Raw genomic sequence first — 15,066 nt, forward strand, 5'->3', positions numbered from 1 at the left:
TACGATGGCTCCTCATTCATACTGCATATCGAAATACATGACCGCCGTCGCGTTCCCGGACGTGACCGTCGGCCGGGTCGATTTATAGCGAATATAAAAAGACAGCGTGTTGCGTCCGGCTTTCAACGGATAGACCACCGAGTCGGCATTATTGATACTGATGGTATCCTGATCATCATTCAGAATTTCCACCCCAACCCCGCTTGCTAACATGTTTCCGCTTCCCATTCCGGTATCGGTTATCGCCAGTAGCGCGGGATTGTCCGGATCGGGTTCGCCGGTAAACCAGATCTTCGCCCCGGCAATTCCTCGGGAACAATTTTTGAGGTTGATATTAAAGGGCTTAAATTTTGTCGTTGTTCCCGTCGAAGGAAAATCGCCAACCGCAAACTGGCCTAAATCAATACTTTGACTGAGGCTGGAAATATCTATGTCGCAGGTTTGCGCCACAATAGTGCCGGTAAATTCGAGGTTATAAGCGAGGTCGTCAGCGCTGGCATTGATTTGTGGACACAGCATCAGTCCCATGGCAAAAAGAGCGCAGTGTGATCTGTTCATTTAGTCAAAGTCCACTCGCAGGCTGGCCAGTGCGGTAAACGCCCCTTCCGCTGGCGTTTCGCCTGTTGTACTCACCGGGTAGGCCTGCAATGTGATGTTAGCGCGTCCTGCGCTATCGGTGATAAAAGGCGCGACGCTCTGTACATCATTGGGGATAAGCGCGTTTCCTTCATCGGTTTCGACCACTACGCCGACATCCGCATTATCCGAAGCGATAGCCTGGGGAAAGTGGCTATCCGGCGTAGCGATAAGACGCATTGTTAAATTGACCTGCGAATCCAGACCGCTGCACTTTACCGGTACGCTGAATTTTTTCGCTCGTACCCCCTCCGGCTTTTGGCCTGCATGATTGAAATTGCCGCTGTATAATGCGCCGAAATTCACCAGAATCGTTTGTCCGGCGTTGATTTCGCAGCTTTGCGGTACGGTCACCGTTCCACTATAAAGAATGCTGTATACGACATCTGTCAGCGGATCGCCTGCGGCGGTCATGACATAAACATTGAACATAGTCTTAGGACTAATATTCACCGTGCCGACGAACGGTTTAACAATTTTGAGCTGAAACTCCAGATTTGAGTCACGAACGTAAAACGGTTGACCCGCTTTCACATTTTCATCATATCCCATCAGGACATTGTTCATTGGCGGATAAATATCGCCCGCCGAAGAATCCTCAATTCGCATTCCGCCTTCAAGGTAGTCCGGGTCCAGCTTTAAATATTTCCAGTTACCGCTCGTTTCTACGACCGGATATGGCGACACATAGGAGCGATAAGTCTGGCTATAGGTCGCCGCGCCGGCGGGACACACCGCCTGTACATTAACTTCCTGGCTTTTTTCCAGTTGAACCGTCTTTCCCACCTGGTTTTGTTCTGCCGTCAGAGTGGTCGTTAAATCGTAATTAATACTGGAAGGTACACCGTTAACGTTTTTACACACGTCTGCGTGTGCGTACTGCGATACGACACTTCCCGCCAGCAGAGCAAATAAAAGAGGTATTTTCATTTAATGACACTCCGCATGTTGTCGACTCAGAATCTGACGGGAGGAAGAGAGATGATAGGACGCGACGCACTGTTGATCCGGCAGGTTCCCCCAGCGAACGTGCAGAACGCCTTGCGCTGACAACCCGGAAAGATAGACTTCCCCGGCCTCGTCAACAATCGCCTCCGCATGGCGATCATTCACCGTCACCGTTGCGCCAAAGGGTACAGGCTTACCGTTATGATTCAGCGTTACCAGGGCACGCGCGCCAACCCGCGCTTTAAAGCGGGCCAGAACCAGCGCGCCTTCGGTCGGCACAACGCGAGTCACCGCGTCATCAATATCGACATCATCAGCCATGGCGTTAACGTCCAGCGCCATACGGTTTTGGCGATATGTCGTCGCATACGGCACCACCGCATAACCACGCGCGTCCGTATGAATACCCGGCTGGTCGACAACGCCGACGTTGGCTGCGCCCGGCGCGGCAATCAAAATATTGGTATTGCCTAACGGCTGGCTTAGCGTCACTCCATGCGCGTGCGCCACCAGGCCGCCGCTCAGGCCATAGTTCACCTGCTGGTAATCGCCGTTATCGCTAACGTTATAGCCAATATTGGCGTTGCCTTTTGCGCCATCGTATTCCAGGCTGGCGGCGCCGCTTTCGCCAATACCGTGATTCTGATAGCCTTGCTGTATGTTGTAACTAAGATTGTTTTCGTCCAGCAGTGTGCCGCTAAGGCCCGCATTCTGCGTAACGTTATGCTGTTTGTCCGTACTGGTGCTAAAGGTAGCGTAAACATTGTGATGGCGCGTGACCTCATCATCGTGTTGCAGCCATTGACTTAGCGGCACCGAGATATTCAGCGCGAAAATTTGATCGCGCTCCGCATCGCCTGCGGATTTGTTATTGTTGTAAGAAACGCTCCATGCAATACCCGCCAGCGTATCGCTGTATCCCACCTGCAACAAAGAATCCTTTTCATCAGTGTGCCAGTAACTTTGCTGACTGCCGGTAATAAAAAGCGATCCCAACCCGCCTAGCTGTTGATTGATATCGAGTTGTACTTTGCCCCTCCTGGTATAATAAAGATTGTAATAATCCGCCCATTCCGGCCTGCTTTTATCGCTGTCAGTCCGACTGTCATCGTCATAGCCGCTCATCCGTTTCCACGTGGTATCATCCAGCGTGTAAAAGCCCGAGGTTGAATAGCGATAGCCCATAAGCTGTAAATTGGTTCCTGACTGTGCAAGCGATTTGGCATACAGGAAACGCAGCGATTGCCCCTGGTAGGTGTTATTATCCGCTAGCGTACTGGTAGCCTGGGTGACATCCAGCGACACCGCGCCCCAGTCGCCCAGATTTGCGCCGCTGCCGATCGCCAGCGCGTGATAATGACTGGAAAGTTGTGTTCCGCCATACAGCGTAAAACCATGCGGTAACCCCCATATCAAGGTCGCCTGACTGAATTTCACCTTCTCTTTTTGACTACTATCGCTGCGATACTCCGCCACCGTCGCCGCATACTTCAGCCGCCCTTCTCGTTGTAGAATCGGCACGGCGGAATAGGGCACGTTATAGCGATTAATAGAACCGTCGGATTCTTTGACTTCCACAGTCAAATCGCCGCTGGCGGCGGTAGGATAGAGATCATTAATAGTAAATGCCCCGGGCGGCACATAGCGCTGATTAATGATGTAGCCGTTTTGCCGAATGGTCACTTGCGCGTTGCTTCTGGCAATGCCGTGAATGGTCGGCGCGAAGCCCTTCATGCTGTCTGGCAACATATTGTCGTCAGACGCCAGTTGTAGCCCGCGAAAAGGAAGGCTGTCGAATAATGCGGAGGGGGTATAACTATCGCCTGCCGTCAGTTCTCCCTGCAAAAAGACCACATCACGTTCCAGATAAGTACTGATGTGCTGCCAGTCGCTGTCGCTATTCTGATCGCCGCTATTCGCGTTCCATGTGGAGTAGTCGCGTAACCGCCAGGCCCCCAGATTAAGGCCGCTATTCAATCCAAGAAAATAGCTGTTCTCCGCACTGCCGCCTGGGCTCCGATCCTGACTATTCGCGCCGGTAAAGGTGTAATTCAATAGCAACGCGTTAATACCTTCATCCCAGTATTGCGGTGGGATATAGCCTCTGGCGCTGGCAACCATCGCCGCCTGCGGGATGCTAATGTCGAGACGTTGCTGCGCAAAATCAAAGCGGGTCCGGGCGGCCGGTATCGCACTGGCGAGATCCGGGCAACTTCCCGCCGCCGCCTTCGCCAACAGTGGAAACGCCCCGGTGTTTACCCCCATATTTTTAAGCATTTCAGGCGTCAGGCAGGCGCGTAATCCACTGTCATCGGTGGGCGCGCTTTTTCCCGTCGTTTTCACCGCCTGGAAGGCAATGTCTCTGGTCGCGAGAAACGTATTGTTCAGGTAAACGTCAACGCGATACATCCCCGCCGCCTGGGCATTACGGGAAAAGGTCGATAAGTCGGCCACCGCAGACGGGTCGTCAGACAGAAACGCCGGGTTGAAATAGTTTTCCGCCCACCCCGACGCAGGCGCCAGTGCGATAGCCAACGCCAGCGGGGTTAATACGGGTTTAGTTACGCTGGAGTAATATCGCGTCATGAAAAGCTGATTACGCATAACATCATGAAGCTGGACAAACGCGTGCTGGCGTCGTTGCGCCAAAATCGTTTACCGTGCGCAAAGATACCTGGCCGGGCGTCGCCGGGAGAGTGATCGCGCCTTTCGGCGGTACCATAGTATTCGGCAGTTTTTTCCCCGCGCTGTACAGTTCAACCATCGAAACGTAGTACGGCGAAGGGTTAGTAATCGTTAGCTGGCCGCGCTCGTTACGGCAGCGAAGCGTCGACGGGGCATGAGCTGGCGCCTCCGCCAGATTTTTCGGGCGAATAAATAGCTTAATCACGCTTTGCGTCGCAATTTGCAGGGAGTTGCCGGTCAATTTATTTTTATCGACAGAGGGTATCGCTTTACTGTTTAAATAAAATACGCTTTCGCGATCGGTCGGTAATGACGGCCCGACATACATAATACGTAATATATTTTCTTTTTTAGGCTGGATCACAAAGAGAGGCGGCGTAATGATAAAATCCGTCGAGCGTGAACCATCGGCATTGGCGACCCATGACTGAATTAAAAAAACATTGCTGGCAGAAGAATTAATAATCGGCAAGGAGGTTTGCTTACTTCCCTGCGGATAAATCACCCTGGTCGCGCCCAGCGCAATGCCTCCCGCCTGCGCGGCAAACGACAGGCCGGCCGCCGACAGCAGTAGCAATAATCGAAGGAAAATCGGTAAGTTTTTTTTCATCTGCGTAATATCCTGATGCCGTCGGTTTGTTACGCGCAGTGACGCGCGTAACGCCCCTTTCTCGCCTCCCAACAGACGAGAAAAAAATCCCGATAAGGAATCAGGAATAAACCATGCTAAATGTCGCCGTCGCGGTAACATTACCGGCAGTCGCCGTACCGGTAGCGATATAATCCACGCTAAGCGGAATAACGTTTTCGCCATCGTTCAAGGTAACAGTACTGGACGATTCACCGATATTCAGCGCCTGGCCATCTGGTCCATAAAGTTGTAATGCCACATTCGTCGCCGAACCTGCCCCAGCGGTATTCGCCAGCGACCCCGGCTGGTTTGCGTCCTGTTGGCCATTAAAAATCACCGCCGCATTCTGGCTGGTCTGAGTATCGCAGTCTTCCAGTTTAATGGTGAAATCTTCTTTTTGATTCGCCACCATACCGGCCTCGGTTAATTTACTGGCGCGAACCTGGCCTAATGTCACGGTCTGATCGACAGAGTCAGCGGAAACAGAACAGGCGGCGTCAACGACCTGTCCGACAAAATTTACCGTACCGCCAGTGACGGTTGTAGTATCCGCTTGCGCGGTGGACAACATTCCGCCAAAGGCAATTGCAGAGACCATTAATGCTAGTACAGGCTTTTTCATTCAAGCTCCTTTTAAATATAAAAATGAGGGTAATCAGATTTTTTAACGAAACGGCTGCTGATATTTCTTCACAGCAATATCACGACTTTTTCTTATGCGAAAAAAAGTGTCTTCTTGTTCTGATATAAATGTCAGAGGCAATAAAACAGCCACTCAACGTCGTGAGTTAATCTTTACGTTATAATGAGATAACGATGTTATTAATTATTAGCAAGCCAACGGCAAGTTGCAATCATCGACATTTGGTTTTATAGGACCAGACATAACCTCTTGTTTTATATTAACTTTACACCAGTCGTTCGGCCTATCTCCTTTAGCCGTATTGACTTTTTAAAAATAGCCTTCATAACAACCTTCAGTAAAACATTTTATTAACGATATCAGGCAAATTCAGACGAGATATGTAAATATATCGTTGCGCATAGTACATTAATACGCCACTGGCAGTTTTCCGAGCGCCGTCAGTCGCCCATTATCAATATGGATATACCCGCCTTTTTTTAGTTCAGACAGAATCTTCATGGTCCGACTGCGCGATATCCCGGTACGCCGTTGAATAAAATTCAACACGATAATGCTTTCCCGGTAGGCCTGTGGATAAGCCCAGATTTCAGTCAGCAACGCCCGAACTTTCAGATAAGAATCGACGCCGACTAATTCACGATCGCGCGCGCTCATCACCATCAGACGGTAAGCCAGGCAACGGGCCACGTCGTGCCACAAATCGCATTCATCGGCGATTTTTATAAAATCCGGCAGGCGAACAAATCTACCGGTACAAACCGTTTCTGCGAGCAAAAAGTGTTCCGGTCGCGCGGGGACATTATAGGTAGCGCCATAGCTGTCAACCATACCCACGACCGATGGCGCAAACGATGAAGATATATGGAGTCGTTTGTCATTATGACAGAAAGAAACAACGCCTGACTCCAGTAATACAATGTAGTGTTCATCGTTTGCCTGTAAATAAAACTCATCGCCGATACCCAGCGTAAACGGTTGACCAAATGGCAACAAGGCCGAAAATAAGGCATCAATTGCCGCGTGAGGTTTAGCCTGCTGAGAAAAAAGAAAAGAGTGTAATGAATTCTCATTATTATCTTTAGCAAAAGCGTCGTTCATCATTTTTTTCATTAACGGTTGTCTACTCAATGTAGCGCCACAGTATAACCTCTCAAAAAGTACTTAAATTAATAATAAATAACATCACTATGCAGTATTTCTGTATTCACAACGCACTAATACGCAATATTTTTAAGATTAAGACAATTCTTAATACAAAATGATTACAGAAAATTAATAACGAATTACGCATAAAGAATGAGAGGTCAGGGGGCGCAAGAAAAGAGATTCGAAAGAGCACGCACCTTCGAATCTCAAACTAATAGTCCAGATTAATGCAAATAAGCAGTGATATTATCTGAAATAGCGTGGAGCAGCATAATACTCTACCATTTTATCCGCCAGCCAGCCGCCGTCTTCACCGTTAGAATGGATTGTCGTAATACTGATAGTAGAACCACCGCCCCATAAGATCGAAAAGACGTTAAAGTCCGGTAGGTTCAGCGCCTGCATCTGGCCCCAGTCATACCCCTTATCTTTACGTAAAAAGTCGCCGACGGTCGGGACGCCGTAAGTCGCGCTATTTAAGGCCGTATTGAGTAGCTGCAAAGAGAGCGTGTCAGGATCGCTGCCAATGCGGGCGTCACCCATAAAAAAGGTTCCGCCGGATGCAAAGTGCGCAGGGCTGATCTTACTGACGCCCTCTTCTACTGTAGGCATATGGCCGCCAGGGATTTGCCACAGCATGGCGGGCGTCAGCAGCACTTTCGTCACCTGTTTGACCATCGCCAGGTAATTAAGCCAGCATGTCGCATTCCAGCCATAGTGGGCAAGCGCATCAGGACTGAAACAGTCACGCTCAAATTTATCAAACGCAATAAAGTCCGGCGCATATTCTCCGCTATAAACGCCCAGTTCATGAATAAATCCGGCGATCGCCTGCCCTTCAGCTACCGGATCAGCGGTATCGCGCAGCACCCAGTCCGCCGTTCCTGTCGCCCAGACATTCGTCTGCCAGCCAAAAGCCACATCCGGGGCAAACTGACGAACAAGATAGTTCACCGCCTGAATATAGCCGTAGAGATCGTCGCTAAACGTCGGCAACGAAGGCGCGATAAAGCCAGCCATCGCCGGTAATGCTTGTATCGCCGCCGCCAGTTGGGCATTCACCGGCACACTGTTTTTTTGCCGTACTACGGTATAGCCATACGGTCCTTGCTGTAGCGCCCCGAGAAAATCCGGATTAAGCACAAAGGTGGCCGGGACAGGATGCGTCTCATCTTTGTATGACTGCGCCGCCAGACACTGGGTAATAAAGTTACCAAAATGGTTACGTAGCTTTTGCGCATCCTGTAAATCCGCCAGGGCGCTACCGCCGCTGGCATTCGCGGTATAAATGACCATTACCGGCATGACGCTACGCCCGGCTTCTTTTTCTATCTGGCGCACCAGCGCAACGGTTTTATGGATCGGTAACGTCGCGTAATCCAGAAAACCATCTCCGTTCACGTCAACCTCCGCGGCCGGAACCGGATCGCCGCCGCCATCAAAACCATCGTATTTAAACAACGCGCTAAACGGTATATCGCGATAAAGAGAAACCGTCTCTGGCGCGTTAACCGTCACGCCGCCATGAGCAAGGTAATCAGGCCAACCTTTTACCTGTAGCGTCACGCCGGGCAGAAACTCCAGCGCCACATGGTTGACCTTTTGCAACAACCGTAGCGGCCCGGCCTGTTCACAACGCCACGGCACGCTGTCGATGAAAATATCGTCCGTCTGAACATCATACAGCCCGGGCGCAAAGCGTAATGCCAACGTCTGCCGATCGCTGCCGCTCTCCAGCATTAATGAGTACTGATATTTACCGCTGCTGAACAGATAACGCTGCGGCGCGACGCCATCGGGCAGGCCCAGTAGAGTGGCATCCACCGTCACGAAACTCGCCGTGTCGAGCGCTGACTGTTGGTAAGCGACAGCAACCTCGGCAATCTGCGCCGCAGCAGGGATAAAACCCGTAAGCTGTATGGGTGCCGATATAAAGCGGTTATTAATCATCGCAGGCTGCAGATTGACCGTATAATGATGCCCCGCCAGTAGCCGGGTGATTAACTGCGGTTGGTTGGCGATCAGCGTGACGGTACGCTCATCCGCTTGCGTAGTATCGGCGATATCAACGGTCAATTTCGCATTACCAAGCGCAGGGGCGTCAATCATCAGACGCGCGCTGGCATAACGGACAATCGGCAGACAGGATACCTGGACCTGCGCGGCGGCATCGCCGGATTGCAGCGTAACGGTAAAAGAGGACTCGACTGGCGCGATTTGCATCTCATCATTCGCCAGTACCGGTACGGTAAGCCGATACGTTCCTGCGCTAAGATCGCTTATTGTCAGAACCTCTCCCCACTCACCGACAAAGCGCCGGGTTTCGCCGGCAGGAAACAGCAGCTCAATCGCCGGTTTGAGCGCCACGGTCTGCGTCATGGCAGGAAAATGAACACAAATTTTTCCCTGACGGGCAGGGTCATGGGCCAACGTCGCGCTCAAATCGCTGATGGCAACTGGCATCTGCGTGGCGGCCAGATAGCACTGTAATTCGGCGGTATCCCCCGCCGCCAGCATCAGCGCGCCGTCATGATTAATGGTGATGGTATTCTTCTCGATGGGCCATCCCCCATCGCTGGCCAGCGTCACGGCCTGATTCCCCAGCATTGTTCCCTGAAACGGACTGTAGGGATCGGGGTGCGCGCTGGCCGTAAAATTCAGTTGAAGCTGATTGAGATCTACCGCCTGAGCGTAGAGGTTGGTCAGCGTAAAGGTGACGCGTTGATACCAACTCGCGGTATTCAACTCGCTAACGTTAAGCGTAAGGCCGCGTTCCTGAAGGTCATTGTCCTTTTCCGGCACATCGGGTTCGGCGGGTATCGCTGGCGTCTCCTGATCGGATGGGGTTTCAGACTCTGCGTCTTCGGATGACGATGACGCCAGCGTCAAGGTGATGGCGGACATTTTTACCGGCACCTGCGTCGCCGCGAGGCTGAAAGAGAGCGTCCCGCGTTCGCCCGGCTGAAGAAGTAATGCATCGCTGTTATTAATGATGATGTTGTTAGTTTCCAGCGTGCCATACGAACTCTCATTCAGCGTAAGCGGCAGGTTCCCTTTGAGCGTACCGCCGCTATTTCCCCATGGATCGATGTGCCCGGAAGCCGTGAATGATATTGCGGCATGGTTCATATCGACCGCATTACCGCTCTCATTGATGAAGGTTAAGGTGATTTTTTGATACCAGCTGTTGACGTCAAATGCGCTGGCATGGATGGAAATGGTCATGGTCTGCTCTTCCTCTGTCCCTGGTGGAGAAAAGCCCCGGTAAACCGGGGCTTGAATCATGAAGCCCAATACATCGTGTTTAATGCCGTGTATTAGTAAGCGCCAAGATCGGTCCATGCACCGCCGACACCGCAGTTCAGGTCAGGCTGGTCGCCCATAGACCACCATTTCACCTGATAGTTATGGCCTTTCCAGCTAACGATTTCGAAAGAACCCCAGTTTGCGCCATAAACGGTAGAAGCATCCCACTGCGCGTAAGGTGACGTTTTGTCATCTGCTGACGTATCATCCTCAGCCGGCGTGGTATCTTCTTCCTCGTCCGGTACAGGAACGATAATCTCTTCTTCCTCTTCCGGTTCCGGTTGAACCTGAGATAGCGCAGGCACAGCCGTCAGAACAAAGCGCTGCTGAGAGGACGGTTCGTTGTAGCAGTCGCGTACAAACAGGGTGAACTGGAAGGCTGTTTTTTCGCTAACTTCCGGTACCACAACCTCAATGATTTCTGCCGTTTTGTCTGCCACAGTGATTTGAGAAGGCACGCCCCAGCTAAAGGACAGCTCATCGTTATCTTCATCAGAAGAACCTGCGCCAGACAGCTGTACCGTAGATCCGCCTACGACCAGCAGTTCAATCGCCGCTTTCGGCGCGTGGTTGACCTTCTGCGCGTCGTCGCTGTCGCTCTGCTCTTCATCTTTTTCTACATTGATACCTTCAAAGTAGAACGGTTCCATATCGATAACTTCAGATTCGATTTCATAACCCAGACCTTCACGCACGGCGTTAACCAGCACGCCGTTGTCCTGATCGATAGTCCAGGTAAACACGCCGCCCAGGCCCAGTTTCGCTGCATATTCGCCTTTTGCTTTGACGGTACGCGGCGTATCCAGGGATAAAAACAGTTTGGATTCCGGGCTATACAGGTAGTCAGCATCAGCGACCTGGTCGGTGTAAACGTTGAAACCGTTACGGCCTTTCTGGTTTTCCAGATCCAGGTAGCTATAAATGACGTCATACCATTCGCTGGTGCCGGATTCGAAGGAACCGGTAGTAACGCCAGAACCTGGGTTGTAAGAACCTTTCAGCGGCGACAGGGATTCAATTTCTACCTGACGAGCGTTACGGGTATAGCCGGCATAACCGATGTTGATACGGTCAGCGGAGAAACCTTCCGCCAGCAGGTGATCAACGATAGTTTCGACAGCCCAGCCGCCCTCTTCCAGCGCTTTGCGGTTAGTGTGGTGGCCCAGCGTTTCCGCCCACGGCGTACCGAAGAAGTCATAGGTCATCAGGTTGATGCCATACAGGCCGGCAGCCATCAGATCTTTTACTTTCGCATAGTCAAAAATAGTAGTGACAGCAGAAGCGGCAATAGAGATTTTCACATTGCTCAGACCCGCGGAATCCAGCTGTTTACGCAGTTCGGCAATCAGCAGCGCGTAGTTAGCGCCATCTTCCGGACCAAACGGGTTGCCCGCCCCTTCATCGTTCGGGTATTCCCAGTCAATATCCACTTCGCTGAACATCGGGAACTGTTTGAACAGTTTCACCACGCCTTTGGCGAAAGTTTTACGAGAAGAGTCAGAAGCGGCGGTTTCGTGGAACCCGTTACTCATGCTCCAGCCGCCGATACTCATGGAGAGCGCCAGCGTGTGGCCTGCGGCTTTCGCTTTTGCCTGCATATCACGCAGCGCGCCCAGCATACCTTTGGCGTTAGCCTGGGTCACGGTTTTCGGATCAACATCCCAGCCGCTGGTTTCAAAACCCAGGTTGATATAAGACTGGAAATCGCCCCACGGATCGAGGAAGGTCGGTTCATATTTCACTTTGCCGCACTGTGCTGCCGCTTCTGCTACGACGTCGCGGTCTTCTTTATCAATTTTTCTGAAACCGGTGATGCCAACAAAGCCGAAAATCAGTTTGTCATAAGCCGTCGGTGAAACGTTGGTTAAATCATAACCACGGCCTGGTTCGGACATATTGCCTTGCAGACGGCTGTCATACTGTGACCAGTCGGTGTAATAACCGAATACCTTCGGTTTAGTCGTGGAATTTTTATATTTATTGTATACCGGTTTCGCAACACGAGCGGAAGTATAGCTTATTTTATCATCGCTTGTTGCAGGGTCAAAACCATTCGCTGCATGAGTAGTTTCAGTAATTGTATCGCCTTGAATCAGTTTGCTTGTAGCCATTTTCAAATTTCCTTTTACGTTTCAAAATTGTCGCAGCTCGTTCTGCGGGGTCCATAATCGTTACAGGCATAAAAAATAGCTAATCACAAAACATCATCTTTTTAGATGATATAAAAATCATAAAAATGAGGTTAACAACACCGTCTGTCGAAGAGAAAACAACACCTTTCAGCGCCCGCTTACTCCGTTCTGGTGAGAGCATAGTAAATATCATTTATCATGTAATTAAATATCATTTAATTTCAATGAAATAATGTGATTACACTCGCTATAGACAATGACAATACAATAAAACCAGTGACATTTATTGGATTAAGACATTTCTCATACAATATAGTCACCACAGACAACCAGGATGTACATTTCTAAAGGAAGACGTTATGAAAACTTATATCATTAATAGCAACTGCATTTACAATGAAGGTAAATATGAACTGAGGACGGTCTCAAATTCACAGGTTATTAAAATGACTGCGATGAGAGCCAAATGTCTCAGTTTCATCATCGAGAATGCTCATCTGGAGATTATCGAGCGACAAAAAATAACCACTGCGTTATGGGGAAGTCGAAGCCACTATGTTAATGATGCAAATCTAACGCAGATTCTCTATTTAATCAGACGTGACCTTAAAGCGCTTGGTATTAACGATCTTTTTATTACCATTCCAAGACAAGGTCTCAAAGTGAATAGTGATATCGCCATTATCGCGACGGATAGCGAAACAAAGGGAAGAAAAAAACAGATTGTACGGCAAACCATCGCCGCCCTGACGACCGTATTTTCAGTAACGTTAGGTTCTCTCATGTACCTGCATATTCACTAAGCGAAGGAAAGGGAAGATGAATCCAATTATAGATGGAATTATTGCGCTTGAAGGCGGTTACGTATTTAACCCTAAAGATAAAGGCGGCGCCACCCATTGGGGCATTACCGAAGCCACGGCGCGAGCGCATGGCTATGCTGGCGATATGCGGGATCTGACCCACGCTGAAGCCTACGCGATTCTCGAAGAGGATTACTGGATAAAACCAGGCTTTGATGTCATCTCGACGCTATCGTGGCCAGTCTCCTTCGAGCTGTGCGATGCGGCAGTCAACATAGGCGCTTACCACCCCAGCGCGTGGCTGCAACGCTGGTTGAACGTCTTTAATCACGAAGGTAAACGCTACCCGGATATTCATGTGGATGGCAATATTGGCCCGCGGACGCTTGCCGCTCTCGAACATTATTTGGCCTGGCGAGGCCAGGAAGGGGAAGCCGTTTTGGTGAAAGCCCTCAATTGCAGTCAGGGCACGTACTACTTAAACGTTGCTGAGAAAAACCACAATAACGAACAATTTATTTATGGCTGGATCAAGAATAGAGTGACCTAGACCCGGCTGAAAAAAACGCGTAAAAGGCTCACGGATGAGCCTGATACTGCGAATGATAATTAATCTGAATTATTTCCTTCGATAATTTTTTTAATCCGCCGCCCAAGAATTTTTAAGATCGGACTCGCGAAAACACCGCCTAAGCCTGCCGCCAACAGAACAATGTTGAAACTGCATTCTTTTTCGATCGCAATCGCGCTTAACAAGAAACTGGTGAAGCAGGAAATCACGATCTGCGTTAAGCAATATTTAATACTTTCATGAGAACTATTATATTCTGTCTTATCTTTGCGTAAAAGATAGCTGACAAAGCCTCCCCACGCGCCAATCGAAATAATAGTGAGTAAGATCTCTAGCTCCAATAGCACAACTTCCGTTGTCGACACATGGTTGGGAATAGACATTTTAACACTCCGAAATCATTATAAATGAATAATTAACACAAGGAGTGTAAGCGCCCTGTCAGAAGGGTAAAAATCAAAGCACATCATTTAAAACCATATTAAATCAAAGCGTAAAAATGAGGTGTATTAGCGACGGAAGGAGGAAAGCGTTTGTAACATACTTACCATCTCATTAATCGTCGATATATTTCTACTATTTTTATTCCAGGATGCATAGACCTGAACTGACTTCAAAGCCAGTTCGGGCGGAGGCTGAATAAATTTAATGTCATATTTACGATGATTTTTATAAAAAAGCGCTAATTTCAAAGGCATCAATGCAATCAATGAGGTTCGTTCGATCATGCTCATCAAACCGTTAAGCGAATCACTGCGATAGCCGACAATACGCCTGCCAGTATAGTAAAGCTCATCCTTAAATAATTCACTATCATGATATATCACTGAAGCCCCCATCCCCGGCTGATATAACGCATGACGCGAAGAATAAAAATGATGTAGCGACAGTTGTGAGAGGGTACTCAGCATGTGTTTACTGCTACAGATACAAACAAATGATTTAAAACTATCAATAATTTGATTCTCTATGCCGGACTCCAGCAAAGGTTCGGCACTAATCAACAGATCGCCTTGCGCAGTACACAGAAGTTCGCTGATATGCTCCCGACTCATATTTCTGACAGTGAAATGATTTATCAAAATACGGTCAAATATATCGCTGTTATAGAGCTGAGAAAGATAATAGCTTTCAACAATATCACTGCCTAATAACGTTATCTGGAACGCTTCATCTTTTTTACTATTACAGAGAAAGGTGTCATCCACCAGTTTCATCACCTGACTGAAATTTTGGTGAATGTCGACAGCCTTAGCTGTGGGGATGAGCCCGCCTTTCCCTCTGCTAAACAGTTCTTCCGGGTAATAACTCTGCAGGCGCTTTAACGCCAGAGAAACGGCAGCCGGTGTAATGCCTAACTTTTTTGCCGCCATAGCCGCATTTCCTGACAAAATAACAGCGTCAAGAATTTTGATTAAATTATAATCAAAGCTCTTGTTGGCACCTTTCGATCCCATTCGCTGTCTGCCTCCGGAAACTAAAAAAAGCAATATAGATAATACTCAAGATAAATCAATTCACAGCATCTAAAAAAGCAATCATTAATGTCATCACATCACGTT

12 protein-coding genes are annotated in these 15,066 nt (G+C 49.3%); 2 read left to right on the forward strand and 10 right to left on the reverse strand.

Annotated elements, in window-relative coordinates; genetic code table 11:
* Nucleotides 1-12: 12 nt before the first annotated feature.
* The 8 genes from NA330_RS08980 to NA330_RS09015 all read right to left on the reverse strand — a co-directional run bounded on the left by NA330_RS08980 (nucleotide 13) and on the right by NA330_RS09015 (nucleotide 12,109).
* Nucleotides 13-558, reverse strand: a complete 546-nt coding sequence (locus NA330_RS08980; RefSeq protein WP_001082038.1) for a fimbrial protein BcfE — start codon at nucleotides 556-558, stop codon at nucleotides 13-15.
* Nucleotides 559-1,566 (reverse strand): fimbrial protein BcfD, encoded by a 1,008-nt coding sequence (locus tag NA330_RS08985; RefSeq protein ID WP_023242379.1) that lies wholly within the window; start codon nucleotides 1,564-1,566, stop codon nucleotides 559-561.
* On the reverse strand, nucleotides 1,567-4,188 hold the full coding sequence (bcfC, locus tag NA330_RS08990; protein ID WP_023242380.1) for a fimbrial usher BcfC: 2,622 nt from the start codon (nucleotides 4,186-4,188) through the stop codon (nucleotides 1,567-1,569).
* 4 nt (nucleotides 4,189-4,192) lie between these two features.
* Nucleotides 4,193-4,879: a fimbrial biogenesis chaperone BcfB gene (bcfB, locus tag NA330_RS08995; RefSeq protein ID WP_000739906.1), complete on the reverse strand. Its 687-nt coding sequence runs from the start codon at nucleotides 4,877-4,879 to the stop codon at nucleotides 4,193-4,195.
* 100 nt (nucleotides 4,880-4,979) lie between these two features.
* On the reverse strand, nucleotides 4,980-5,522 hold the full coding sequence (locus NA330_RS09000) for a fimbrial protein BcfA (RefSeq protein ID WP_000743357.1): 543 nt from the start codon (nucleotides 5,520-5,522) through the stop codon (nucleotides 4,980-4,982).
* 429 nt (nucleotides 5,523-5,951) lie between these two features.
* Nucleotides 5,952-6,656: a winged helix-turn-helix transcriptional regulator gene (locus NA330_RS09005; protein WP_000738619.1), complete on the reverse strand. Its 705-nt coding sequence runs from the start codon at nucleotides 6,654-6,656 to the stop codon at nucleotides 5,952-5,954.
* Between the two features lie 282 nt (nucleotides 6,657-6,938).
* Nucleotides 6,939-9,917 (reverse strand): hypothetical protein, encoded by a 2,979-nt coding sequence (locus tag NA330_RS09010; protein ID WP_023242381.1) that lies wholly within the window; start codon nucleotides 9,915-9,917, stop codon nucleotides 6,939-6,941.
* A gap of 92 nt (nucleotides 9,918-10,009) precedes the next feature.
* Nucleotides 10,010-12,109: a glycosyl hydrolase family 18 protein gene (locus tag NA330_RS09015; RefSeq protein ID WP_001647498.1), complete on the reverse strand. Its 2,100-nt coding sequence runs from the start codon at nucleotides 12,107-12,109 to the stop codon at nucleotides 10,010-10,012.
* A gap of 380 nt (nucleotides 12,110-12,489) precedes the next feature.
* Here NA330_RS09015 and NA330_RS09020 point away from each other — a divergent pair, with 380 nt between their 5' ends.
* Nucleotides 12,490-12,933 carry a winged helix-turn-helix domain-containing protein gene (locus NA330_RS09020; protein WP_000860681.1) on the forward strand — a complete coding sequence of 148 codons (444 nt, stop codon included), beginning with the start codon at nucleotides 12,490-12,492 and terminating at the stop codon, nucleotides 12,931-12,933.
* Nucleotides 12,934-12,949: 16 nt separating this feature from the next.
* A complete protein-coding gene (locus NA330_RS09025) occupies nucleotides 12,950-13,483 on the forward strand; it encodes a glycoside hydrolase family 108 protein (RefSeq protein ID WP_001068132.1) in 534 nt (177 codons plus the stop codon).
* 59 nt (nucleotides 13,484-13,542) lie between these two features.
* On the opposite strand, the gene NA330_RS09030 is transcribed toward NA330_RS09025, so the two are convergent.
* Nucleotides 13,543-13,887 (reverse strand): phage holin family protein, encoded by a 345-nt coding sequence (locus tag NA330_RS09030; RefSeq protein WP_000026889.1) that lies wholly within the window; start codon nucleotides 13,885-13,887, stop codon nucleotides 13,543-13,545.
* 126 nt (nucleotides 13,888-14,013) lie between these two features.
* Nucleotides 14,014-14,961 carry a LysR family transcriptional regulator gene (locus tag NA330_RS09035; protein WP_023242382.1) on the reverse strand — a complete coding sequence of 316 codons (948 nt, stop codon included), beginning with the start codon at nucleotides 14,959-14,961 and terminating at the stop codon, nucleotides 14,014-14,016.
* Nucleotides 14,962-15,066 lie beyond the last annotated feature (105 nt).

The organism is Salmonella sp. NW722 (assembly GCF_051702785.1).
GTDB lineage: Bacteria > Pseudomonadota > Gammaproteobacteria > Enterobacterales > Enterobacteriaceae > Salmonella > Salmonella enterica.

Excerpts from the sequence above, each read along its gene's own strand:
- NA330_RS09005 (WP_000738619.1), bottom strand. The coding sequence starts at position 6,656 with ATGAAAAAAATGATGAACGACGCTTTTGCTAAAGATAATAATGAGAAT.
- bcfC (WP_023242380.1), bottom strand. The coding sequence starts at position 4,188 with ATGCGTAATCAGCTTTTCATGACGCGATATTACTCCAGCGTAACTAAA.
- NA330_RS09010 (WP_023242381.1), bottom strand. The coding sequence starts at position 9,917 with ATGACCATTTCCATCCATGCCAGCGCATTTGACGTCAACAGCTGGTAT.
- NA330_RS08985 (WP_023242379.1), bottom strand. The coding sequence starts at position 1,566 with ATGAAAATACCTCTTTTATTTGCTCTGCTGGCGGGAAGTGTCGTATCG.
- NA330_RS09035 (WP_023242382.1), bottom strand. The coding sequence starts at position 14,961 with ATGGGATCGAAAGGTGCCAACAAGAGCTTTGATTATAATTTAATCAAA.
- NA330_RS09000 (WP_000743357.1), bottom strand. The coding sequence starts at position 5,522 with ATGAAAAAGCCTGTACTAGCATTAATGGTCTCTGCAATTGCCTTTGGC.
- NA330_RS09025 (WP_001068132.1), top strand. The coding sequence starts at position 12,950 with ATGAATCCAATTATAGATGGAATTATTGCGCTTGAAGGCGGTTACGTA.
- NA330_RS08980 (WP_001082038.1), bottom strand. The coding sequence starts at position 558 with ATGAACAGATCACACTGCGCTCTTTTTGCCATGGGACTGATGCTGTGT.
- bcfB (WP_000739906.1), bottom strand. The coding sequence starts at position 4,879 with ATGAAAAAAAACTTACCGATTTTCCTTCGATTATTGCTACTGCTGTCG.
- NA330_RS09030 (WP_000026889.1), bottom strand. The coding sequence starts at position 13,887 with ATGTCTATTCCCAACCATGTGTCGACAACGGAAGTTGTGCTATTGGAG.
- NA330_RS09015 (WP_001647498.1), bottom strand. The coding sequence starts at position 12,109 with ATGGCTACAAGCAAACTGATTCAAGGCGATACAATTACTGAAACTACT.
- NA330_RS09020 (WP_000860681.1), top strand. The coding sequence starts at position 12,490 with ATGAAAACTTATATCATTAATAGCAACTGCATTTACAATGAAGGTAAA.